Consider the following 21,655-nt stretch of genomic DNA (forward strand, 5'->3'; position numbering starts at 1 on the left):
GGAATTCCCGCACGCGGTCGGTCAACCCCCGGCAGCACCTCCCAGGGTGCCGACGGGACGCTCCAAGCGGGGCACCGCAGCCAGGAGTTCGGCCGTGTAGGGGTGCTCCGGCGCGGTGGCGACCCGGTCGGCCGGGCCGGTCTCGACGATCCGGCCGCCCCGCATCACCGCGATCCGGTGGCTGACCTGCCGCACCACGGCCAGGTCGTGTGCGATGAAGAGCACCGCCAGCCCCAGTTCGCGCTGGAGTTCGGCGATCAGTTCCAGCACCTGGGCCTGCACCGAGACGTCCAGCGCCGACACCGGCTCGTCGCAGACGAGCAGTTCGGGCTCCGGCGCGAGGGCCCGGGCGATGCCGATCCGCTGCCGCTGGCCGCCGGAGAACTCGCGCGGCAGCCGGTCGGCCGCCCCCGGCTCCAGGCCCACCTTGCGCAGCAGCTCGGCCACCCGGCGCGGACGGTCCGGCAGGCCGTGCGCCACCATCGGCTCGGCGAGGATCCGGCCCACCGTCAGCCGGGGGTTGAGCGAGGCGTACGGATCCTGGAAGACCAGCTGGATCCGGCGTGCGGCGGCCCGGTCGAGCGGGCGCCCGCGGAACCGGATCTCCCCGGAGGTCGGCCGGTGCAGCTGCACCAGCGCGCGGGCCAGGGTGGACTTGCCGGAGCCGGACTCGCCGAGCAGCCCCACCGTCTCACCCGGACGCACCGTCAGGTCCACGCCGTCCAGCGCGGTCAGCCGCCGCCGACCGGAGCCGTAGACCTTGCGCAGGCCGGAGACGGTGAGCAGCGGCTCGGTCCCCGGCGTGCTGTTCGCCGCCGCGGCCGACGGAGCCTCCAGCCGCGGTACGGCGGCCAGCAACTCCCCGGTGTAACCGTGCCGCGGGCGGGTCAGCACCGCTGCGGTGGGCCCCTCCTCGACCACCCGCCCGTGCCGCAGCACCAGCACCCGCCGGCAGGTCGAGGAGATCACCCCGAGGTCGTGGCTGATCACCAGCAGCGCGGTGCCGGTGGTCCGGTTGATCCGCTCCAGCAACCGGAGGATCTGCTGCTGGACGGTCGGATCCAGGGCGGTGGTCGGCTCGTCGGCCACCAGCACCTCGGGCTCGCCGGCCAGCGCCAGCGCGATCATGACCCGCTGCCGCTGGCCGCCGGAGAACCGGTGCGGATGGTCGCGCAGCCTGGCCGCCGCGTCGGGGATGCCGACCAGCTCCAGCAGCTCCAGCGCGCGGGCGGCCCGCTCGGCGGGCCGGGCCGAGCCGTGGGCCCGCAGCGCCTCGTCGAGCTGCCGGCCGATCGTCAGCACCGGGTTGAGCGCGGACATCGGATCCTGGAAGACCATCGCGATCCGCCGTCCGCGCAGCGCCCGCAGCTCCGGTTCCGGCAGTCCGGCCAGATCCTGGCCGCCGAGCAGGATCGAGCCGCCGGTGATCCGCCCGCCCCGGGGCAGCATCCGCAGCAGCGCCAGCGCGGTGGTGGACTTGCCGGAGCCGGACTCGCCGACCAGCCCCAGGGACTCCCCGGCGGCGAGCCGGAAGGAGACCCCGGAGACGGCCGGCTCCGCGCCGAACTCGACGTGCAGGTCCCGGACTTCGAGTACCGGCTGATCGGACGGACGAGAGGGACGGGTCACCGGCGGAACCCCCGGTTCAGCGCCTCGGCGATCAGGGTGAAGCCGAGGACCAGTGCGGTCACCGCGACCAGCGGCGCCGCCGCGTAGGTCGGGTGGGTGGACAGGTAGGCCATGGACTGGCTCAGGATGCCGCCGAGCGACGGCTCCGGCGGGCGGATGCCCACCCCGAGGAAGCTCATCGCGCCCTCGATGAAGACGGCCAGCGAGAGCGCGATCGCGCCCTGCACGATCAGCGGGTCGACGGCGTTCGGCAGCACGTGCCGCAGGAGCACCCGGGCTCGGGAGGCGCCGCCCACCCGGGCCGCCAAGGCGTAGTCGCGCTCCCGCTGCACCAGCAGTCCGGCACGCAACTGGCGTCCGAACCCGGGCACTTCGGCCAGGGCGATGACGATCACCACGGGCCAGCGCCCCGGCCCGAGCAGCGCCGTGACGGCGAGCGCCAGGATCAGCCCCGGAAAGGCGAGCACCAGGTCGAAGAGCCGCTGCACCACCGGGTCGGCCCAGCGGGTGCCGGCGGCCAGCAGCGCCAGCGCGGAGCCCGTGAGGGCCCCGATCGGCACGGCGGTGAGACTGATCAGAAGGTCGGTGCCGATCCCGTGCAGCACCCGGCTGAACAGGTCGCGCCCGAGCTCGTCGGTGCCGAACGGGTGGGCCCCCGTGGGGCCGAGGAGGGCCTGGGCGCTCTGCGCGGTCGGGTCGGCGCCGGTCAGCAGCGGCGCCAGCAGTCCGGCCAGTGCCACGGTGCCGACCAGCGCCAGCCCGCTCAGCCCGCGCGGACTGAGCAGCCCGGTGAGCAGCGGTCCGCGCCGGCGCCGCGGCAGGGTGGACGGGATCGGTACGGTCGATGCGGTCATCAGGATCACTCCCACCGGATCCGGGGGTCCAGCCACGCGTACACCAGGTCGGTGAGCAGCTGGATGGCGACATGGACGGCGACCAGCAGCAGGAGGAGGTCCTGCACCACCGGGTAGTCCCGGCGCAGCACGCCCTGCTCGGCCAGCTGGCCGAGCCCGGGCCAGGCGAAGATGGCCTCCACCAGCACCGTGCCGCCCAGGAGTTGGCCGAACTGCAGGCCCAGCACGGTGACCGCGGGCGGCAGCGCGTTGGGCAGCGCGTGCCGCCAGACGATCCGGCGCCGCGAGACGCCCAGCGCGGTGGCGGTGCGCACGTAGTCCTCGTCCAGCGCCCGCTCCAGACTGTCCGTGAGGTACCGGGCCAGGATCGCGGCGCTCGGCAGGGCCAGGCAGACGGCCGGCAGCAGCAGGTACTGCACGCCCAGGTCGGGCTGCTGGATGATGGACTCGTGGCCGCCGGCGGGCAGCAGCCGCAGCGTGACCGCGAACAGCAGGACCAGCAGCACGCCCGTGACGAACGGTGGCACGGCGAGCACGGCGGTGGTGGCGGCCCGCACCGCCGCGGCGAGCGGCCGGTGCCGGGTGGCGGCGCCCAGCACGCCCAGCGGCAGCGCCAGGGCCACGACCAGCAGCAGTGCCGCCAGGGTGAGTTCGACGGTGTTGCCGAGACCGTTGCCGATCAGGTCGGCCACCTGGCCACCGATCGCGTAGCTCGGACCGAGCCGGCCGGTGGCCAACTGGCCGAGCCAGTGCAGGTACTGGCCGAGCAGCGGCCGGTCCAGGCCGAGTTGGGCCCGGACGGCGGCCACACCCGCCGGACCGGCGTCCGGCCCGGCCAGCGAGCTGGCCGGATCACCGGGGATCAGCCGTAGGATCAGGAAGACGGTGAAGGACGCCAGCAGCAGGACCAGCAGCCCGGAGGGCAGGCGTCGCAGCAGGTAGGAGCGCATCGTCAGGCCGTCAGGTAGGCGTCGTCGAGGTTCAGGTAGCTGTACCGGTTGAGGGTGGCGCCGCGCACCTTCGCGGTGGAGACCTCGATCAGCCCCGCGATCGCCAGGTCGATCACGAACTCCTCCTCCAGCAGGGTGTCGGTGACCCGCTGGTAGAGCGCCTGGGCCTGCGGACCGTCGCTGTCCGCGCGCTGCCAGGCGCTCCGCACCAGCTCGGTGTAGGCGGGGGAGCTGAAGTGCGAGGTGTTCTTCGCCTCGTTGAACGGGTAGGCGCTCACCGCCAGGGTGGCGGGGTGCGCCTGGGCGAAGGAGTGGCTGAGCGTCCAGAGCGCGGGCATGGACTGCGCGATCAGCTGCTTCTGCATGGTCGCCGTGTCGGTGGGCTGCAGCACGGTGTCGATGCCGACCTGCTTGAGGTCGTACTGCAGGATCTGCGCGATCGCGGTGGAGCCAGGGGTGTTGGCGTGGGCGAACGGCAGCGAGAGCCCGCCGACGCCCGCATCCTTGAGCAACTGCCGTGCCTTGTCGGGGTTGTGGGTGTAGTGGGAGGCGTTGGCGTCGGTGTAGGCGGGGGAGGACTTGGGCCAGGGCGCGGCGGAGGCCAGCCCGTACCCGCCGAGCGCCTGCTGCACCAGGCGGTCCCGGTCCACCGCCCAGGCGATCGCCTGCCGCACCCGCTTGTCGGCGAGTTGGGGAGCGGTCACGTCCGCACCGATGTAGACCGCGCCGGCGCCGGTGGCGTACTGCTGGATCCGGTAGTCCGGGCTGCTCTTGAGGGCGGCGGCGTCCTTGCCCGCCAGGTCGTAGGTGAGTTGGCTCTGGCCGGTCCTCAGCGAGGAGAGCAGCGAGTCGCCCTGCGGGATGATCCGGATCTCGACGGCGTCCAGGTAGGGGCGGTCCGGGCGCCAGTACTGCGGGTTGCGGCTCAGGCTCAACGAGGCGCCGGGGTTCCGGCCGGTGAACCGGAACGGGCCGGTGCCGACCAACTGCTTGCCGGCCAGGGCGTCGGCCACCGTGCCGGGGTCGGTGATGATCATGAACTCGAAGAGGTCGAACAGGTTGCTCACCGGGTGGGCGAGCACCAGGGTCAGCTCGTGGTCGCCGTTCTTGCGGAAGTCCGTGACGGTCGCGGCCGTCGAGCGCAACTGGGCGGCGCGGCTCGCGTCCTGGAGGTTCTTGACGGCGAAGACCACGTCGTCGGCGGTGAACTGGCGGCCGCTGTGGAAGTGCACGTCGTCGCGCAGCTTCAGGGTGATGCTCAGGCCGTCCGCCGCGAGCTGCCAGGAGGTGGCGAGCTCGGGCTGCGGCCGGAGCTGGTCGTCGTAGCGGGTGAGGGTGTTGAAGACCAGTCGGTGGATCAGGGTGTTGGCGCTCTGCGAGAAGAGCAGCGCCGGGGTGAAGTCGACCGCGGCCGCCACGGTCAGGGTGCCGCCCCTGCGCGGCCCGGCGGAACCGCCGGCGCCGGCGGTGGCGGTGTCGGCGGCCGAGCGGCAGGCCGCCAGCGCCGCCAGGCCGACGCCGGCGACCGTGGCGCGCAGCAGCGCGCGGCGGGAGGGACCGTGGGGCGAGGGGGAGGTGGAGGCAGGCATGACGGACCCTTCGGGTGCGGGTGGACGGGTGTGTGGAAGAGAAGGGGTCAGCGTGGTGGGCCGACGGTGCGCAGCGGGTCGCGGTAGACGGCGCTGAGCACCGGGGTGCCGCCGGCCACCGCCAGGGTGTCCTCGCCGCGGCGCTGCGCGATCAGTTGCTCCGGTTCCTGGAAGAGCCTGGAGCGGCGGGCCGCCTCGTGCCGCACCGCGTCCAGGTAGCGCGGGTCCAGCACGGCGAAGGTCTCGCTGAGCAGCACCAGTTCGGGGTTGACGACGTCCACCAGCAGGGCCAGCACCTGCCCGATCATCCGGGCCCGGCGCAGCACCAGCCGGTCCGCGCGCCGGTCCCCGGACCGCACGGCGGCGATCATCAGGTTCCGGTCCGGGCGCTCGATCACTCCCGCGGCCGCCGCGTCCCGGTAGAGCGCGGTGTCGGAGGCGGCCGCGCCGAAACAGCCCCGGCGGCCGCAGTCGCACGGCTCCCGGCTGCCCGCCACCCGCAGGTGTGCGATGTCGCCGGTGGCCGAGCGGTGGCCGAGGTGGACCAGTCCGCCGATGCCCAGCGCGGCATCCACCACGTGGCCGACGAAGAGGTGGAGCAGACTGCGCCGGGCGGCCGGCAGACCGTACAGGATCTCGGTCTCGGCCAGCGCGCGGGCGTGGTTGTCCACCCGCACCGGCAGGCCGGTGGCCCCGGCCAGCATCGGCCCGAGCGGCAACTCGTGCCAATCCAGCGGGACATGGCGGACCGTCACGCCGCGCGCCGGGTCGACGGCGCCGCCGGAGACGGCGCCGAGGCCGATCAGCGGACGACGCGCCGCCGCGAGGAAGGCGGGCAGCCGCCGCAGCAGTGGTTCCAGGACCGCCGGCCCGGTCCGGCCGCCGTTGTCCAACTGCTCCTGGCAGAGCACGTTGCCGCGCAGGTCCAGCAGCGCCACGGTGGAGAACGGGACGCCGACGTGCACTCCGGCCACCGCCAGGGTCCCGGTGTCGATGTCCAGCGGCAGCTGCGGCCGGCCGACCCCGCCGCCGGCCGCCAGGTCGGGCCGCTCGCGCAGCAGGCCGAGCCCGGTGAGGGTGGCCACCTGGCGCGAGACGGCCGCCGGGCTGAGCCCGGAGAGCGCCGCGATCCGGCCACGGGCCGCCGGACCGTGGTCCAGCACCGTGCGCAGCACGGTGGCCGCGTTGGTGTCGCGTCGGTCGTCGCCGGTGCGCGGGGCGGTCCGGTGGTCCGGGGCGGGCATCGGTCGGGCTCCTCGGGGCGGGGCGGGGCGGGGCGGGGCGGGACGGGTCGGACAGGACAGACGAGTCGAATGGGTCAGACGGCCGGCGCGATCTGCTCGGCCGGGACCAGGCCCGCCACCGCCGGCGGGTCGGCCGGCTCCAGCAGGCGGCTCGGCTCCCCGTCCACGCCCACCGGCAGGTCGCCGTCCAGGGTGATCCGGCGGACCAGGCGCGGCTGGTCGCCGTAGTCGTTGACGGCGTAGTGCTGGGTGGCCCGGTTGTCCCAGATCGCCACGTCGCCGACCTGCCAGTCCCAGCGCACGGTGTTCTCCAGCCGCTCCACGTAGCGCTGGAAGAGCGTGATCAGCGCCTTGCTGTCGGGGCCGGAGACGCCGGTGATGCGCTGCGCGAAGGCGCCGAGCAGCAGGGAGCGCTCGCCGGTGACCGGGTGCACCCGGACCACCGGGTGCTCGGTCTTGAAGGCGGTGGAGACGAAGACCTGCCGGAACAGCGCGGCGACCTCGCGGTTCTCGGCCAGCTCCGGGGTGAGCGCCAGGTTGGCGGCGTAGTCGTAGTCGTTGGTGTGCACGGCGCGCAGGCTGTCCGCCAGGGTCTTCAGCACCGGCGGAAGGTCCTGGTAGGCGGCGGCGGTATTGGCCCAGACCGTCGAGCCGCCGGCCGCGGGCAGCTCCAGCGCCCGCAGGATGGACGCCTTCGGGTAGGAGGGCACGAAGGTCACGTCGGTGTGCCAGTTGTTGGCCCGCACGCCCTTGGTGGCGTCCAGCTCGAAGATGTAGCGGCCGTCCGCGCTGGGCACGGTGGGGTGGCCCACGGGGTGGCCGAGAAGCCGGGCGAAGGCCTCGTGCCCGGCGTCGTCCAGATGCTGCTGGCCGCGGAAGAAGAGCACCTTGTGCTCGTACAGCGCGGCCTCGATGGCGGCGGTGGTCTCGGCGGACAGGTCACCGCCGAGGCGGACATCGTGGACGATCGCGCCGATCCGGCCGGCGGCCGGGGTGAGGCGGAGTTCGGTGGCAGTGGTCATGACGGATCCTCTGATCGGGAGAGAGGGGAACGGGTGGCGCAGGCCGCCGCGCCCGGGCGGGCCGGGAGCGCGGAGCGGCGGTGCGAGATGACGGAGCGTCAGGAACGCGCGGAGCACGGGCAGCCGGCGGAGGGCGGACAGCTGCGGCGGACGGCGGCGGTCATCGGCCCTCCTTCCGGGCTCGGCAGTGGCCGGCCGCGGGCCAGGAACGGCCCGCACGCTCGGCGGAGTTATTTCCGCTGCGAAATTTAGTCCGCCGCCGGGCCGGCCCGGAAGCCCCCGGGAGTGCCTGCCATCGGACCGCCATCGACCGACACCGGCCGCAACACGGCGTCACATCCGGGCCCGGGCCGGCGGCCGTCGGTCGCCCGTTCGGATTTGACTCGGCGGATGATCAGCACGCATAGTGCCCGCATGGCTGGTTATCTGGTGTCCCGCAGGCATGTCGACCTGCGCCGCGTGACGGCGATGAGCTGTCGCGCCGTTCACTGACCACCGCCACTCCCGCAGCGCCTCCGCTGCCCCTCTCAGCCGGCTCCCGATAGCCGTCCCCGCGCCGAGCGCCGATCCGCGCAAGGCCGTTCACGCCTGCCTCCGGCCGCCCCCGGCGCGCATCCGCGCCCGGGACGGCCCGGCACGCCCATGCCCACACCGCCCCGCACATCCCACAGGAGCTCCCGTGCGCCCGCGCCTGGTCCTCAGCACGCTCACCGCCCTCGCCGCCGCCGTCTCGCTCGCCGGGTGCGGCAGCAGTTCGTCCGGCGGATCGGCCGCCGCCGCCAACCCGTACCAGCTGATCGAGCCCGGTACCCTCCACGTCGGCACGCTCTCCGACGCCCCGCCGAACGTGTACCTCAAGGACGGCAAGTTCACCGGCTTCGACAACGACCTGTTCACGGCCGTCGCCGCCAAGGCCGGCCTCAAGGTGCAGTTCGCCTCCACCGACTTCTCCGCGCTGCTCTCCCAGGTCGCCAACCACAAGTTCGACGTGGGCAGTTCGTCCATCACCATCACCGAGGCCCGGAAGAAGACGGTCGACTTCAGCAACGGCTACGACTTCGGCTACTTCGGCCTCGACGTGCCCACCGGCTCGCCGGTCAGCAGCTTCGACCAGCTCGCCGGCAAGCGCGTGGTGGTGGTCCAGGGTACGGTGCAGGACGACTACGCCACCAAGAACAGCCTCAACCCGGTCCGGGTGCCCGACTACAACAGCGCCCTCAACCAGCTGAAGTCCGGCACCGCCGACGCCTGGATCTCGCCCGCCGAGATCGGCGAGCAGAGCGCCAAGGACAGTGGCGGCAAGGTGGCGCTCGCGCAGAAGCGGCTCAGCCCCGCGCCCACCGCCTTCGCCGTCGCGCACGACCGCGCCAAGCTGCTGGACGCGCTCAACAAGGGCCTGGACGAGGTGATCAAGGACGGCACCTGGACCAGGCTGCAGGAGCAGTACTACCCGGGCCGGCCGGTGCCCGCGGACTTCAAGCCGGGCAGCGGCTCGGTGGAGTTCCCGCCGGTCACCGGCGCGAGCCCCGCCGCCTCGTCAACCGCCAACTGACCGGGGGACGTTGACGTGGACCAGCTCGGCACCCTGGCGGAGACCTTCTTCGACTGGGCATCGATGCGCGCGGCGCTCTCCGACCTGCTCACCACCGGCGTGCCCAACACGCTGGTCCTCGCGGCGTCCTCCGCCGCCGCCGGCACCCTGCTCGGGCTGCCGCTGGCGGTCGCCGGGACGGCCAGGGCGCGCTGGCTGCGCTGGCCGGCCCGGCTCTACACCGATGTGTTCCGCGGCCTGCCCGCCGCCGTCACCATCCTGCTGATCGGCGTCGGCCTGGCCCCGCAGGGCCTGGCGATCTGGGGCCCGGACCCGTACCCGCTCGGCATCCTGGCGCTCTCGCTGATCGCCGCCGCCTACTTCGGCGAGATCTTCCGCTCCGGCATCCAGAGCGTGGAGGGCGGCCAGCTGGAGGCGGCCCGCGCGCTCGGCTTCCGCTACCCGGCCGCGATGCGGCTGGTGATCATCCCGCAGGGCGTGCGGCGGGTGCTGCCCGCCTGGGTCAACCAGCTGATCTCGCTGGTCAAGGACTCCAGCCTGATCTACTTCCTCGGCCTGACGGCCGATCAGCGCGACCTGTTCCGGATCGGCCAGGACGCGGCCGCCAACACCGGCAACGAGTCGGCGCTGGTGCTGGCCGGCCTGTTCTACCTGGTGCTCACCGTGCCGCTCACCCACCTGGTCAACGTCGTCGACCGCCGCCTGCGGACCGGCCGGCCGGCGGCCGGCGCCGCCGAGGAACCGGCCGCCGCGAGCGAAGAGGAGGCCGCCCATGCCTGACGCCCCGTTCTCCCCGGTCAGCCTGGCCACCCGGGACCTCCACCTCGCACTCGGCGGCACCCCCGTGCTGCGCGGCTGCAGCATCGACGTGCCGCGCGGCGAGACGCTCTGCGTGATCGGGCCGTCCGGCTCCGGCAAGTCCACCCTGCTGCGCACCGTCAACCGGCTGCTGGAGCCCGACCGGGGCGATGTGCTGCTCGACGGCGAGAGCGTGCTGCGCCGCGACCCGGATCAACTGCGGCGCCAAGTCGGCATGGTCTTCCAACAGTTCAACCTCTTCCCGCACCTCAGCGTGGAGCGCAACCTGACCCTGCCGCTGCGCCGGCTGCGCGGGCTCGGCAAGGAGGAGGCGATCGAGGCGGCCCGGCACCAGCTCGACCTGGTCGGCCTGCGCCACAAGGCCGCGCTCCGGCCCGGCCGGCTCTCCGGCGGCCAGCAGCAGCGGGTGGCGATCGCCCGCGCCCTGGCGATGGAGCCCCGGGTGATGCTCTTCGACGAGGCAACCTCGGCGCTCGACCCCGAACTCGTCAAGGGCGTCCTGGGGTTGATGGCGGAGCTGGGCCAGGCCGGGATGACGATGGTGGTGGTCACGCACGAGATGGGGTTCGCCCGGGAGGCGGCGGACCAGGTCGCGTTCATGGACGGCGGCACGGTGGTCGAGGCGGGACCGCCGGAGCAGGTGTTCGCGGCGCCGGAGAGCGCGCGGCTGCGGCGGTTCCTCGCGGACGTGCTGTGAGCAGGCGAACGGACGCTGCATCCGAACTGACGAACCGTCACCTGCTGTCTTGCCCGGGCCCGGAGCGGCATGCAGACTGTGGAACCACGTCGGAGGCGGCGAGTCGATCCCGTGCAGGCGGCCCGCAGCCGGCCCGCAGCCGTCCGAGGCTCCGCGCAGGAGGTGATCCGCCATGCACCCACGCAGCACCCCGTGGCCGGCCGGGCCCGAACTGCTCGCCCGGCTCGCCCACGGCTTCCGCACCAGCGGCCCGGCCGCCCGGGCCGGCGGCGCGCTCTGGGTGGTGGACCCGGCCGAGGCCAGGGCCGTGCTCGGCAACCGGGACGGGCACTTCGTGGAGCACTCGGACTTCTTCGCGAGCTCGCTCGGCCAGCTCGGTCCGCGCTCGCTGCAGGTGGACATCGGCCGCGGCGCCCGCGAGCTGCTCGGCCGGGTGGCGCAGCGCCGGCGCGCCGAGCTGCCCGCCCTGATCGAGCGGGAGCTCGCACCCGGCGGGCCGCCCACCCACTGGCCCGACGCGGCGAACCTGGTGCTGCTCCACCACCTCGGCGAGGCGCTGCTCGCGCCCACCGCCCCGCCCGAACTGCACGACCTGGTCCGGGAGATGGTCGAGCGCTCGGTGCTCGCCTCGGCCCACGGCCGGGGCGGCGGGTGGGCCCGCGCCCGCTACCGGGCCCGCGCCATGCGGCTGCTGACCGTCGCCGCGGCCGAGCGCCGCAGCGGCACCGGCGAGCCGGCCGACCTGCTGGAGCTGGTCGCCCGGCTCGCCCCGGCCGAGGCCACCGACCGCCAACTGGCCGAGATCCACGTCGGGTTCATCATGTCGGTGACCGGCTCGCTGGCCTTCCTGCTCGCCTGGTCGGTCTACCTGCTCGGCCTGCACCCCGAGGAGCCCTGCCGCCGGCCCGCCTGGGTGGTCCGCGAGGCACTGCGGCTCTGGCCGGTGGCCTGGCTCTTCGACCGCCGGGTCGCCACCGGACACCGGCTGGGCGAGCGGGAGTTCCGGCCCGGCGACACCGTCACCGTGTGCAGCTGGCTGACCCACCGCCACCCCGACCACTGGGACGACCCCGAGGCCTACCGCCCCGCCCGCTGGGAGGCGCCGCCGCCCACCCCCGCCTACCTCCCGTTCGGCTGGGGCCCGTACACCTGCGCCGCCGCCACGCTCAGCACCGAGCTGGTCGAGGACCTGCTCGGCCACCTCCTCGACGGCTACCGGATCACCGTCGAACCCCTCGGCAGCGAGGCCCAACTGGGTTCCGCCCTGGCACCTCCGCCGTTCCTGCTCGAACTGCGCGCCCGGAACGGCTGACGCACCCGCGCGCCACCTACGTGCAGAACCCCGGACTGGCGCCGCTGACGCGCCTCGCTCAGCCGGCCGTCGCACACTCCGGGTGGCCCCAGCCCGCGCCGACCTTGGTGATCGTGGCGCCCTTGGGGTAGGCCCGCCCGCACGGGCAGGTCCCGGGGAAGCGGGCGGCGAGGGTCCGGCCGGTGCCACCGCTCTTGGCGGCGGCGCGACGCGGCTTGCTCGCGGCGCCGGCGGTCGCTGCGGTCGCGCCCTGCGGGTCGGGCACCGGCAGATCGGCGGCGGTCCCGGAGGCCCCCTGCTGGGTGCGCGCGGCATCGCTGGCGGCCTTGTCCGCGATGGCGTTCAGCGGATCGCCGTTCACCTGGTGGGCGGCGACGTAGACGAAGGTGACGTCCCGTCCTTCGAGCAGGGCGTCGATCCGCTGGATCAGCTCCTGGTTGGCCACCGGCTTGCCCGCCGCCGTCTTCCAGCCGTTGCGCTTCCACCCCTTGAGCCACTTGGTCACGGCGTCCCGGGTGTACGTGCTGTCGAGCCGCACCTCGAGCGGGAGGGCGGGGTCCGTCGAGGCGAGCAGCTGCTGGAGCGCGGTCAGCTCGCCGATGTTGTTGGTGCTGTGCCCCAGCGCCCCGGACTCCCACCGCTGCGGCACGGCGTCGCCGTCGGCGACCACGTACGCCCACCCGGCCGGCCCGGGGTTGCCCTTGGCGGCTCCGTCACACGCTGCGATGACTCGTTCGACCATGTGTCGATCATGCCAGGTGGAGGGCGGGGGGCTGCAAATCGCGGGGGAGAGCGGCTGCCGCACCACCCCGCGCTCGCTGGTCGAGGTCTCGCAGCGCACGCTGCCCGGCATCGACCCGCGCAGCCTCCGCTACTCGCCGAGCGCCAGCCGGATGCCGAACCCCACCACCACCGTGCCCGTGATCCGGTCCAGCACCCGCTGCGCCTGCGGCTTGCGGAGCCAGCCGCGGACCACGCGGGTGAAGGCGATCAGCACCGCCGACCAGAGCAGGCCGAGGGTGATGTGGATGCAGGTGAGCAGCAGTCCCATGCTGAGGTGCGGCACGCCCGGGGGGATGAACTGGGGGAGCAGGGCGACGTAGAAGGCGCCCATTTTCGGGTTGAGCAGGTTGGTGAGGGTGCCCTGGCGCCAGCCGCCGGCCAGGGTGTCCGCGACCGCCGGCTCGCCGGCCTCCGCGGCAGACGGTCGACTCGGCTGCGGGCGACGGGAGTTGAGGACCATCCGGACGCCCGTCCAGAGCAGGTAGCAGGCGCCCGCCCAGCGCAGCGTCTCGTACGCCAGGTGCGAGGCGGTGAGCAGGGCGGTGATGCCGAGCGAGGTGAGGCCGCCCCAGATCAGGGTGCCGGTCTGGATGCCGAGGACGGTGCCCCAGGCCCGGCGCCGCCGCCCGAGCGCCGAGGTGCGCAGGATCAGGGCGGTGTCCAGGCCGGGGGTGAGGGTCAGGAGGCCGACGACCAGCGTGAAGGACCACAGTGCGGTGCTGAGTGCCATGGAAGGTCAGTTTATCGGACCGCTGCTGCCGGGTAGCGTCAGCCCTCCAGCCCCAGATCGCTGCGCATCACCCGGTGCATCGCCAACCAGTGCTCCCAGGCTCCGAGCAGGAAGTCGCGGGTCTCCGCGAAGGACCAGCCGGGCAGCGGGGCGCCGATCTCCAGGCGCTTCAGTGCGTGGAAGGCCGGGGTCAGGCGGGTGCTGATCTCGCCGACGGCGGCCAGCACCTCGTCGGTGGCGAGGATCTGGATCTCGGCGAGGGCGGCCTGGTAGGCCTGCCGGGAGGCGCGCAACTCGGTGCGCTCGGTGTCGCCGACCGCCGCCTCGTCGACCGCGTGCAGGAAGTTCATCATCTCCACCCGGTACCACCGGGAGGCCGCGTTGAAGGCGATGTACGCGGCCTTGCGCTCCCCGTGCACGGCCTCGCGGCGAGCGCGCTCGTGGGTCGCCTCGGCCTCCTCGCGCTTGGTGCGGGCGGTGAGCCGCTGGCCGATCACCGGTGAGGTGAGCGTGCCCAGCATGCCGACCGCCGCGACCAGCAGCGCCACCACGTTCCCGTCCACCGCGTCTCCCCCGCTCCGGACCGCCGTCGCCTCGCGCACATGATCGCGCACCGGCCCGGCCCGCAGCCAGTCCGAGGGAGCGTCAGTCCCCGTGCGCCAGCCGCGTCGCCACCAGCGAGGTCCCCGGCGCCTGCCGCCCGCCGGGCCCGGGGCGGTAGCTGACGCTGTCCGCCGTGAGCGTGCCCCCGCAGTGGTCGCAGACCACCGTCGCCACCGCCGGATGCCCGCACACCGTGTGCTCGGGCACCAGCGGCACACCGTCCCCGCCCGCCCGGTGCCTGTCGCCCCAGGCGAGCAGCGCCAGCACGACACCGTGCAGGTCCTCGCCGGCCGGGGTGAGGTGGTACTCGTGGCGCAGCGGATGGCTGCTGTACGGCCGGCGCTCGGCGAGGCCTTCGGCCACCAGCCGGTCGAGCCGGTCGGTGAGGATGTTGGTCGCGATGCCCAGGTCCTGGCGCAACTCCTCGAAGCGGCGCAGCCCGAGGAAGAGGTCCCGCAGCACCAGCAGGGTCCAGGGGTCGGCGACGGCCCCGGCGGCGCGGGCGACCGAGCAGTGAATGGCGGCGAAGCGGTTGCGGTCCACACCGCCGGCCTAGTCCCTTGCATGTTGCAAGGCACCCGCCTGGCGTGAGCACCAGGACGAGCACGGAGGTTGTTGCCATGTACCACGCGATCACGCGCGCCCGGGTCCGCTCGCTCTGGCGCCAGGTCAACGCGGGGAACTACCGCGCGGCCGTCGGCGCCGCCGCCCCCGACCTGCACTTCCACTTCCACGGTGACACCCCGGTGAGCGCCCGCCTCACCGGCCGGGACGCCTTCGAGCGATGGTTCGGCGAGCTGATGGAACGGTTCCCGACACTGCGCTCCACGGTCCGGGACGTGGTGGTGCGCGGCTGGCCGTGGAACACCACCGTGGTGGTCCGTCTCGACATTACGGGGGGCGTGACTACGATGCGTTCGGCTGTCTCTTCGGCGTCCGCAACTACGCGAACTTCCGCCCCCTGGCCGCGGGCCGGGGTCTGCCCGCCGATGCCTCGGCCGCCGTGAGCGCGCGGTTCGCGCGGCTGACCGAGTGGTACGGCGACAGTGGCTTCCACGGCACCACCTGGATCAGCTGGGCCGAGGTGAAGGCGGTCGACTGGGACGAGCCCGCGGAGAAGCCCGACAGCAGGCTCCACGAATACCGCCAGACCCCGGACGGGCTCAGGCTCTTCGGCAAAGCCGCCTGGAACCCGGCCTTCGCCGGGGCCATGGGTCTCGAACGGGGCGACGTGCGGGAGTGGCCCGAAGGCAGTGAATGGCTTGTCGGGGACACCCTCTACCGTTCTGTCACCCTCCGCCGCAGGGACGCCGTCACCGAGAGCGGCGAATGGCGGCCCGTCTGGGATGCCATGAAGGAACTCGCGGCACAGCACGGTGACGACAACGTGCGCCTCGTCGTGTGGTTCGACGACTGAGGCCGTCCGCCGCTCACTGCCAAACCCCCGCTGCTAGCGTCTGGGCGCATGACCGAGAGACGGACCGACGACTGCCGCTGCCTGGACGAGGGCGAGGAGTACGAGGAGCCGGTGGAGTCCACCAGCTTCCACGCCGAGCGTCAGGACCCCACCGCGCCCGGCTGGCTGCGGCTGCTCGAGCTGGTGGAGGAGGCCGCCGCCGACCGGCGGGAGCTGTTCGAGCCGCTGCGCGAGCTCAGCAATGAGCAGCGGCGCCAGATCGTCACCCTGCCGCCGAGCATCGCCAGGCTCACCGCCGTCAAGCACCTGTCGCTGTACGGCAGCAACCTGGTCCGGATACCGCCGGAGATCGGCGCCATGGCCGGCCTGGAGGAGTTCACCCCGTACACCTCGTACCGGCTGCACTGGTTCCCCTACGAGCTGACCCGCTGCCCCGCTTTGAAGCGCAGCACCGTCAGCACCCGCGCGCTGTACGGCAACCGCAAGTACCGCCCGCCGTTCCCCGAGCTCTCGCGGGCTGAAGCCGCCGACCTCGCCGACCTCGCCGACCTGGACCCGGGACGCCGGGGTGCGACGGCGATCCGCAGCTGCAGCGTCTGCGACGGCCCGGTGGCCGCGGCGGACCTGCGCCAGGTCTGGATCTCGCTGCGCACCTCCTCCGCCGACGTGCTGCCGCTGCTGGTCAACGCCTGCTCGGCGCAGTGCGTCGAGGCGCTGCCGACGCCGCCCGAGGGCTACCTCCGGCAGCCGCACACCGGCGGCCCGCGCCTGCTGCAGCCCGCCGCCGGGTACCGAGGCTAGGCAGCCGTCGGCGCCAGGCAGGGCGTGCTGACGGCGACCGAGACCGCCGTGCCGGGGTAGCCGCTGTCCAGCAGCACGGTGTAGTGGTCGGCGCTGCCCTCGGTGCCGTGGTCGGCGCGGAAGGAGGCGGTCGGCACGTCGGTGGCGGACTTCGGCGGGGACTCCTGGTACTGGCTGATCGTCAGCCCCCGGGCGCCGAGCGCGTCCCGGACCCGCCGCACCACGCCCACCCGCTGGGCGGGCGGGACGTCGAGCAGGGCGGAGAAGTTCAGCACGTACGGCTCCTGCGGCTGGGCCGTCGTCACGGTGCCCCGGCACTTGACGAACCAGGTCGTCGGGATGCCCGGCTCGCCCTGCGGCGCGGCCGCGTCCCGCACCTGGCCGAAGACCTGGCATCCAGGCCTCCGCGTCCGCCCGGGACTTGACGGCCACCGGCGCGGGCTGCGCCGCCTTGCGCTCGGACGCCGAGCACCCCGCCAGGACCGAGCCGGCCGCCAGCACCGCCATCGCCACCGCCACCGCAGAACCCCTGAACACGCCGCCCCCACCCCGGTACACCTGTACGTCGACCGCGAGGATGGTACACGAACGCCCCGTTAGGCCGTGCGCGGCGGCAGCTCCCAGAGCCGGCAGCCGGTGGCGGTGATCCGGCCGGCGATCAGGGCCGCCACCGCGTCGTCCAGCGCGAAGACGAACCAGCCGGGCACCAGCACCACGTCCAGCCGCCCGTGGCGGATCTCGTGCAGCAGCCGGCGCAGGGCCGGGCGGGGCTCGCCGGCGCGGTAGCCGTTGTCCAGGAAGACCAGCGGGTCGCGCACCCCGCGCAGTCCGGCGAAGCGGTGGACGGCCTCGCGGTGGGCCGACATGTGCCACTGGTCGTACGGGTAGCAGCGCAGGTACATCGCCGCCGCGCCCGAGCGCGGGGAGCGTGGCGGCAGGTGCGGCACGGTCGTCACGGCCGCGGCCGGGCGGGGCGCTGCCCGGGCAGGGCCAGGATCCGGGTGCAGCCGGCCGCCGTGAGCAGCCGCATCGCCACCTGCACCCGGCCCTCGCCCGCCGCCAGCACCCAGGGGCCGGGGATCAGCAGCATCCGGTGCGTCCCGTCCAGCACCGACCGGACCAGCGCCTCGAAGCCGGGCTGCGGTGGCAGGCCGGCGGCCGGTGGCAGGCCGTCGTCGAGGAAGTACGCCGGGACCGGCAGGCCCAGCTGGGCGGCGAAGTGGCGCAGCGCCTCCCGCTGGAGGTCCGCTGCCCCGGGCCTGGCCGGGATGGCACGCAGGTAGGCCGCCGGGCGCAACACGGCAGCGGTGCCGGAGGAGTGCATGGGGGGCTGCTCCCTCTGACGGCCCGCCCGGCGCGCAACCGAGCGGGCGGGGTCCGTTCGGTACCGCCGACGGTACGCAGACCGCGCCCCGCCGGGCAGGGCCGCACCGGCCTGGCTGCGGGCCTCGGCGGCCACGCTGCGTGGCCGCCGCCCGTATAGTGGGCCTTCGGGGGGACGTGTCCCGGAAGCGGTGCAGCATGACGTCGAACAGCCTCCCACCGGCAGCCCCAGCTGGGAAGGCGTGTGCCGACGCCGCGACGATCCGCCCCAGCATCCTCTGGTATCTGATCTCCACGGTCACGGAGCGTGGCATCGACCTGCAGCCCGCGCTGGACGCGGTCGGCCTCGGCCCGGAGCTGCTGCACCGCGCCGAGCTGCGGATCTCGCACCGGCAGGGCACGGCGGTGATCCGGCGGGCGCTGGAGCTGACCGGGGATCCGCAGCTCGGGCTGGCCGTCGGCGCCGGGCAGAGCCTGACCGCCCGCGGCCAGGTCGGCTTCGCGCTGCTGGCCGCCGAGACCATGTGGGACGCGGTCGAGCTCGGCATCCGCTACCAGGACCTGGCCGGCGCGATGGTGCGCTTCACCGCCGAGCGGCCCGGCGCCGACGGCGGCGAGTTCGCGCTGAGGGTCGAGCTGCCCGCCCCGGAACCGGACCCGGGGGTCGCCGTCTTCCTGGTCGACGAGGCGCTGGCCAACACCGTCACCTTCATCCGGCACGGCCTCGGCGCCGGCTTCGCCCCGCTGGCCGTCGAACTCGCCTACCCGCGGCCGGCGGACGACGGCCCGCACAGCGCCCTGTTCCGCTGCCCGGTGCGGTTCGGCGCGCCCGCCAACCGCTGCCTGGTCGCCGCGAACTGGGCCCGCGCCCCGATGCCGACCCGGGACCCGCGGGTGCTCAGCGCCACCGTGGCCATGCTGGAGGCCGAGTCCGCCGCCCGGCGCGAGCGGCCCGTGCGGCAGGCGCTGACCTCCGCCCTGGAGCTGTCCATCGCGAGCGCTCTGCCCCACCCGCCCCCGATCGCCGAGCAGGCCCGCCGGCAGGCGGTCAGCGAGCGCACCCTGCGCCGCCGGCTCGCCGAGTCCGGCACCACCTACGAGGCGGTGGTGGACGGGGTGCGCCGGGCCGAGGCCGAGCGGCTGCTGCGCGACCCGGCGGTGACGCTGCGCGAGGTCGCCCGCCGGGTCGGGTTCGCCGACGAGCGGGCGCTGCGGCGCGCCGTGCGGCGCTGGCACGGCGTGGCGCCGCTGGAGCTGCGGCGGGCCCTGGCACAGGCCGACGGCGAGGGTCCCGCCGCAGGCCGGGACGGGTGAGCGCGCGTTGCGGGAGGGCACGGCGGATGCCGATGATGGGGTGTGGTGAGCCTCCGGCGCCGTACCCCGTCGCACCGTGACCGCGGTGCGACGCCGACGCGGGAGATCGGCGGCGCTCGCTCGCTGCTCTCGGTGCACAACCTGGCCGGCCGGATCTTCCTGGTGGAACTGGTCATCGTGCTGCTGCTGGTAGCCGGCGCCGTCACCGCGATGGTGCTGCAGGCGCGGTCCAGCGCCGAGACCGACGCCCGGCGGGTCACCCACAGCGTGGCGGCGACCTTCGCGCACTCGGCCGGGGTGGTGGCGGCGCTGCAGAGCCCGGACCCGTCCGCGGTGCTGCAGCCGCAGGCCGAGGCGGTGCGGCAGGCCACCGGGGTGGACTCGGTGGTGGTGATCAACACCTCCTTCGTGCAGCTGACCTCGCCCTACCCCGACTACGTCGGCAAGCCCTACACCCCGCCGCCCGAGGTGACCCGGGAGGTGCTGCCGCGGCTGCTCGCCGGGCGGACGGTCACCTTCGACGTCGACCAGTCCGGCTACCACTCGATCGCGACCGCCGTGCCGATCTTCGGGCCGAACGGCGCGCCCGAGGGCGTGGTGGCCGTCAACATCACCGTCAGCAAGGTCAACTCGGTGGTCGGCTCGCACGTCCAGGTGCTGCTCGCCGCCGCCGGGGCCGCGGTGCTGCTGGCGGCGATCGGCACCGCCTTCGCGGCCCGCCGGCTGCAGCGCCAGACCCGGGGGCTGGGGCCGACCGAGCTGGCCCGGATGTACGACCACCACAACGCGGTGCTGCACGCCGTCCGCGAGGGCGTGCTGATCATCGGCGCGGACGGGGTGCTGCTGCTTGCCAACGACGAGGCGCGGCGGCTGCTCGACCTGCCCGCCGACGCCGAGCAGCGCCCGCTCGCCGAGCTCGGCCTGGACCCGGACACCGCGGCGCTGCTGGCCTCGGACGGCGACGTCACCGACGCGATCCAGCCGGCCGGCGACCGGCTGCTGGCGATCAACAAGCGGCCCACCGCCCCGTACGGCGGCCTGCCCAGCACCGTGGTGACGCTGCGCGACTCCACCGAGCTGCACGAGCTGACCAGCCGGGTGGCCGCCGCCGGGCGGCGCAGCCGGCTCCTGCACGAGGCGGGCATGCGGATCGGCCGGACCCTGGACATGACCCGCACCTGCGAGGAGCTGGCCGAGGTGGCCCGGGGCGGCTTCGCCGACGGGGCGGCGGTGGACCTGCTGGACCTGGTCACCAAGGGCGAGGAGCCGGAGGGCGCGGGCGGGCAGCTGCGGCGGATGGCGGTGCGCGGGGCGATCGGCGCTGCGGAGCCGGTGCCGGTCGGCGCCACCTTCCAGCTCGGCGAGGGCTCGCCGGGCGAGCGGGCGCTGCTGCTGGGCGTCGCGGTGCCGGAGGCGGGGGAGCAGCCCCGGGCGCTGGTGGCGCCGCTGCCGGTGCGCGGGGCGGTGCTCGGGGTGGTGGAGTTCCGGCGCGCGCCGGACGGGCGGCCGTTCGAGCCCGACGACCTGGTGCTGGCCGAGGAGCTGGCCGCCCGGGCCGCCGTCTCGATCGACAACGCCCGCCGCTACACCCGGGAGCACGGCCTGGCGGTGGCGCTGCAGCACAGCCTGCTGCCGCGCACCCTGCCGGAGCGCACCGCGCTGGAGGTCGCCTACCGCTACCTGCCGGCCCACGCCGGGGTGGGCGGGGACTGGTTCGACGTGATCCCGCTGCCCGGCTTCCGGACCGCGCTGGTGGTCGGCGACGTGGTCGGCCACGGCATCAACGCGGCCGTGGCGATGGGCCGGCTGCGCACCACCATCCGCAACTTCAGCGCGCTGGACCTGCCGCCGGACGAGGTGCTGGGGCGGCTGGACGAGCTGGTCGCCCAGCTGGACGAGGAGAACACCGGGCTGGAGATCTCCGGCTCCACCTGCGTCTACGCGGTCTACGACCCGGTGACCGGCGACTGCGCGCTGGCCCGGGCCGGCCACCTGCGCCCCGCGCTGATCGCGCCGGATGGCACGGTGGACTACCCCGAGGTGGCGGTCTCGCCGCCGCTGGGCATCGGCGGCCACCCGTTCGAGACCACCGAGCTGCGGCTGCCGGGCGGCTCCGGCCTGGTGCTCTTCACCGACGGGCTGGTGGAGAGCCGGGGCCGCGACATCGACGTCGGGCTGGAGCGGCTGCGCACGGTGCTGGCCGAGCACGCCCGGGGCACGCCGGAGGAGATCTGCCAGGCGGTGACCCGCTCCATGCTGGTCGGGCACCCGGCCGACGACGTGGCGCTGCTGGTCGCCCGGACGGGGCTGCTGAGCGCCGACCGGGCCGCCGAGTGGGAGGTGCCGATCGACCCGGCGGCCGTGGCGCGGGTCCGGGCCGCGGCGGCCGAGCGGCTGGCGCACTGGGGGCTGGAGGAGCTGGGGTTCGCCACCGAGCTGATCCTCAGCGAGCTGGTCACCAATGCCATCCGGTACGCCACCGTGCCGGTGCGGGTGCGGCTGCTCTACGACACCAGCCTGGTCTGCGAGGTGGCCGACGGCAGCAGTACCGCGCCGCACCTGCGGTGGGCGGCGACCACCGACGAGGGCGGCCGGGGGATCTTCCTGGTCGCCCAGCTCGCGCACCGCTGGGGCACCCGGTACACCGCCGAGGGCAAGGTGATCTGGTGCGAACTCCCTCTGCCGGACGGCACGGTGAGCTGACGGCCGGTCAGCTTTCGGAAATCCGCGCGTGACCTGACGGACCCTTGGCCACTTCGTTGTGTTAATTAACGAGGCCCGGGATTTCCACCGTGTCCACAGCATTGACTGCGTGCTGACAACTCTGCTTTCCTCGATTCACGGCGAGCCGCCCCGACCCCGCACCGGAACCGGAACACCGGTTCCCCCAAGGGAGTCGGAGTGGCCGTGCCTCTGCGATCCACGGCCTCCGACCACGGCCGCGCCCTGCCCTGAGCAACGCACTGCCCTGAGCAACGCACTGCCTCACGACGCACGGGCGCGGCCCGGTGCTGCC

General features: G+C 74.3%; 22 protein-coding genes. 9 read left to right on the forward strand and 13 right to left on the reverse strand.

What is annotated here, in order from left to right:
• Positions 1-21: 21 nt before the first annotated feature.
• The 6 genes from ACFYNO_RS17640 to ACFYNO_RS17665 form a co-directional block, all read right to left on the reverse strand.
• A complete protein-coding gene (locus tag ACFYNO_RS17640; RefSeq protein WP_388012286.1) occupies positions 22-1,629 on the reverse strand; it encodes an ABC transporter ATP-binding protein in 1,608 nt (535 codons plus the stop codon).
• A complete protein-coding gene (locus ACFYNO_RS17645; RefSeq protein WP_388012288.1) occupies positions 1,626-2,483 on the reverse strand; it encodes an ABC transporter permease in 858 nt (285 codons plus the stop codon). The genes ACFYNO_RS17640 and ACFYNO_RS17645 overlap by 4 nt, the downstream gene beginning before the upstream one ends.
• A 5-nt stretch (positions 2,484-2,488) precedes the next feature.
• Positions 2,489-3,433: an ABC transporter permease gene (locus ACFYNO_RS17650; RefSeq protein ID WP_388012291.1), complete on the reverse strand. Its 945-nt coding sequence runs from the start codon at positions 3,431-3,433 to the stop codon at positions 2,489-2,491.
• A 2-nt stretch (positions 3,434-3,435) separates the two neighbouring features.
• Positions 3,436-5,022, reverse strand: a complete 1,587-nt coding sequence (locus ACFYNO_RS17655) for an ABC transporter substrate-binding protein (RefSeq protein ID WP_388012294.1) — start codon at positions 5,020-5,022, stop codon at positions 3,436-3,438.
• Between the two features lie 47 nt (positions 5,023-5,069).
• On the reverse strand, positions 5,070-6,266 hold the full coding sequence (locus ACFYNO_RS17660) for an ROK family protein (protein WP_388012297.1): 1,197 nt from the start codon (positions 6,264-6,266) through the stop codon (positions 5,070-5,072).
• A gap of 74 nt (positions 6,267-6,340) precedes the next feature.
• Positions 6,341-7,288 (reverse strand): TauD/TfdA dioxygenase family protein, encoded by a 948-nt coding sequence (locus ACFYNO_RS17665; protein ID WP_388012300.1) that lies wholly within the window; start codon positions 7,286-7,288, stop codon positions 6,341-6,343.
• A 679-nt stretch (positions 7,289-7,967) separates the two neighbouring features.
• Here ACFYNO_RS17665 and ACFYNO_RS17670 point away from each other — a divergent pair.
• The 4 genes from ACFYNO_RS17670 (at position 7,968) to ACFYNO_RS17685 (ending at position 11,668) form a co-directional block, all read left to right on the forward strand.
• Positions 7,968-8,840 (forward strand): ABC transporter substrate-binding protein, encoded by an 873-nt coding sequence (locus ACFYNO_RS17670; RefSeq protein ID WP_388012303.1) that lies wholly within the window; start codon positions 7,968-7,970, stop codon positions 8,838-8,840.
• A gap of 15 nt (positions 8,841-8,855) precedes the next feature.
• Positions 8,856-9,620, forward strand: coding sequence for an amino acid ABC transporter permease (locus ACFYNO_RS17675; protein WP_388012306.1), 765 nt, complete (start codon positions 8,856-8,858; stop codon positions 9,618-9,620).
• Complete coding sequence (locus tag ACFYNO_RS17680) at positions 9,613-10,356, forward strand: amino acid ABC transporter ATP-binding protein (protein ID WP_388012309.1); 744 nt, start codon at positions 9,613-9,615, stop codon at positions 10,354-10,356. Before ACFYNO_RS17675 ends, ACFYNO_RS17680 begins: the two co-directional genes overlap by 8 nt.
• A gap of 172 nt (positions 10,357-10,528) precedes the next feature.
• Complete coding sequence (locus tag ACFYNO_RS17685) at positions 10,529-11,668, forward strand: cytochrome P450 (RefSeq protein WP_388012312.1); 1,140 nt, start codon at positions 10,529-10,531, stop codon at positions 11,666-11,668.
• Between the two features lie 58 nt (positions 11,669-11,726).
• Here the strand turns inward: ACFYNO_RS17685 and ACFYNO_RS17690 are convergent, their stop codons facing one another.
• From ACFYNO_RS17690 to ACFYNO_RS17705, 4 genes are all read right to left on the reverse strand, one after another.
• Positions 11,727-12,410, reverse strand: coding sequence for a ribonuclease H (locus ACFYNO_RS17690; protein ID WP_388012315.1), 684 nt, complete (start codon positions 12,408-12,410; stop codon positions 11,727-11,729).
• Positions 12,411-12,539: 129 nt separating this feature from the next.
• Positions 12,540-13,181 (reverse strand): LysE family translocator, encoded by a 642-nt coding sequence (locus ACFYNO_RS17695; RefSeq protein WP_388012318.1) that lies wholly within the window; start codon positions 13,179-13,181, stop codon positions 12,540-12,542.
• A 38-nt stretch (positions 13,182-13,219) separates the two neighbouring features.
• Positions 13,220-13,744, reverse strand: coding sequence for a hypothetical protein (locus ACFYNO_RS17700; RefSeq protein WP_388012321.1), 525 nt, complete (start codon positions 13,742-13,744; stop codon positions 13,220-13,222).
• An 82-nt stretch (positions 13,745-13,826) separates the two neighbouring features.
• Complete coding sequence (locus tag ACFYNO_RS17705; RefSeq protein WP_388012324.1) at positions 13,827-14,327, reverse strand: winged helix-turn-helix transcriptional regulator; 501 nt, start codon at positions 14,325-14,327, stop codon at positions 13,827-13,829.
• A 77-nt stretch (positions 14,328-14,404) separates the two neighbouring features.
• Between ACFYNO_RS17705 and ACFYNO_RS17710 the strand changes: the two genes are divergently transcribed.
• The 3 genes from ACFYNO_RS17710 to ACFYNO_RS17720 are packed head-to-tail and all read left to right on the forward strand — an operon-like array spanning position 14,405 to position 16,002.
• Positions 14,405-14,791 (forward strand): nuclear transport factor 2 family protein, encoded by a 387-nt coding sequence (locus tag ACFYNO_RS17710; protein WP_388012327.1) that lies wholly within the window; start codon positions 14,405-14,407, stop codon positions 14,789-14,791.
• Positions 14,788-15,201, forward strand: a complete 414-nt coding sequence (locus ACFYNO_RS17715) for a hypothetical protein (protein ID WP_388012330.1) — start codon at positions 14,788-14,790, stop codon at positions 15,199-15,201. Before ACFYNO_RS17710 ends, ACFYNO_RS17715 begins: the two co-directional genes overlap by 4 nt.
• Before the next feature lie 48 nt (positions 15,202-15,249).
• Positions 15,250-16,002, forward strand: a complete 753-nt coding sequence (locus ACFYNO_RS17720) for a leucine-rich repeat domain-containing protein (RefSeq protein ID WP_388012333.1) — start codon at positions 15,250-15,252, stop codon at positions 16,000-16,002.
• Here the strand turns inward: ACFYNO_RS17720 and ACFYNO_RS17725 are convergent.
• The 3 genes from ACFYNO_RS17725 to ACFYNO_RS17735 form a co-directional block, all read right to left on the reverse strand.
• Positions 15,999-16,379: a hypothetical protein gene (locus tag ACFYNO_RS17725; protein ID WP_388012336.1), complete on the reverse strand. Its 381-nt coding sequence runs from the start codon at positions 16,377-16,379 to the stop codon at positions 15,999-16,001. The genes ACFYNO_RS17720 and ACFYNO_RS17725 overlap by 4 nt on opposite strands.
• 219 nt (positions 16,380-16,598) lie before the next feature.
• Positions 16,599-16,958: a hypothetical protein gene (locus ACFYNO_RS17730; RefSeq protein WP_388012339.1), complete on the reverse strand. Its 360-nt coding sequence runs from the start codon at positions 16,956-16,958 to the stop codon at positions 16,599-16,601.
• Positions 16,955-17,326 (reverse strand): recombinase family protein, encoded by a 372-nt coding sequence (locus ACFYNO_RS17735; RefSeq protein ID WP_388012342.1) that lies wholly within the window; start codon positions 17,324-17,326, stop codon positions 16,955-16,957. The genes ACFYNO_RS17730 and ACFYNO_RS17735 overlap by 4 nt, the downstream gene beginning before the upstream one ends.
• Before the next feature lie 197 nt (positions 17,327-17,523).
• On the opposite strand from ACFYNO_RS17735, the gene ACFYNO_RS17740 reads away from it, so the two are divergent.
• Together ACFYNO_RS17740 and ACFYNO_RS17745 are read left to right on the forward strand one after the other, a co-directional pair.
• A complete protein-coding gene (locus tag ACFYNO_RS17740; protein ID WP_388012345.1) occupies positions 17,524-18,639 on the forward strand; it encodes an AraC family transcriptional regulator in 1,116 nt (371 codons plus the stop codon).
• Positions 18,640-18,684: 45 nt separating this feature from the next.
• Positions 18,685-21,342 carry a SpoIIE family protein phosphatase gene (locus tag ACFYNO_RS17745; RefSeq protein WP_388012348.1) on the forward strand — a complete coding sequence of 886 codons (2,658 nt, stop codon included), beginning with the start codon at positions 18,685-18,687 and terminating at the stop codon, positions 21,340-21,342.
• Positions 21,343-21,655 lie beyond the last annotated feature (313 nt).

This window comes from Kitasatospora sp. NPDC006697 (assembly GCF_042869935.1).
In the GTDB taxonomy this organism is placed as follows: Bacteria; Actinomycetota; Actinomycetes; order Streptomycetales; family Streptomycetaceae; genus Kitasatospora.

Coding starts and splice junctions, on each gene's coding strand:
- ACFYNO_RS17665 (WP_388012300.1), bottom strand. CDS start 7,288: ATGACCACTGCCACCGAACTCCGCCTCACCCCGGCCGCCGGCCGGATC.
- ACFYNO_RS17690 (WP_388012315.1), bottom strand. CDS start 12,410: ATGGTCGAACGAGTCATCGCAGCGTGTGACGGAGCCGCCAAGGGCAAC.
- ACFYNO_RS17645 (WP_388012288.1), bottom strand. CDS start 2,483: ATGACCGCATCGACCGTACCGATCCCGTCCACCCTGCCGCGGCGCCGG.
- ACFYNO_RS17685 (WP_388012312.1), top strand. CDS start 10,529: ATGCACCCACGCAGCACCCCGTGGCCGGCCGGGCCCGAACTGCTCGCC.
- ACFYNO_RS17655 (WP_388012294.1), bottom strand. CDS start 5,022: ATGCCTGCCTCCACCTCCCCCTCGCCCCACGGTCCCTCCCGCCGCGCG.
- ACFYNO_RS17695 (WP_388012318.1), bottom strand. CDS start 13,181: ATGGCACTCAGCACCGCACTGTGGTCCTTCACGCTGGTCGTCGGCCTC.
- ACFYNO_RS17660 (WP_388012297.1), bottom strand. CDS start 6,266: ATGCCCGCCCCGGACCACCGGACCGCCCCGCGCACCGGCGACGACCGA.
- ACFYNO_RS17710 (WP_388012327.1), top strand. CDS start 14,405: ATGTACCACGCGATCACGCGCGCCCGGGTCCGCTCGCTCTGGCGCCAG.
- ACFYNO_RS17680 (WP_388012309.1), top strand. CDS start 9,613: ATGCCTGACGCCCCGTTCTCCCCGGTCAGCCTGGCCACCCGGGACCTC.
- ACFYNO_RS17740 (WP_388012345.1), top strand. CDS start 17,524: ATGACGTCGAACAGCCTCCCACCGGCAGCCCCAGCTGGGAAGGCGTGT.
- ACFYNO_RS17735 (WP_388012342.1), bottom strand. CDS start 17,326: ATGCACTCCTCCGGCACCGCTGCCGTGTTGCGCCCGGCGGCCTACCTG.
- ACFYNO_RS17720 (WP_388012333.1), top strand. CDS start 15,250: ATGACCGAGAGACGGACCGACGACTGCCGCTGCCTGGACGAGGGCGAG.
- ACFYNO_RS17650 (WP_388012291.1), bottom strand. CDS start 3,433: ATGCGCTCCTACCTGCTGCGACGCCTGCCCTCCGGGCTGCTGGTCCTG.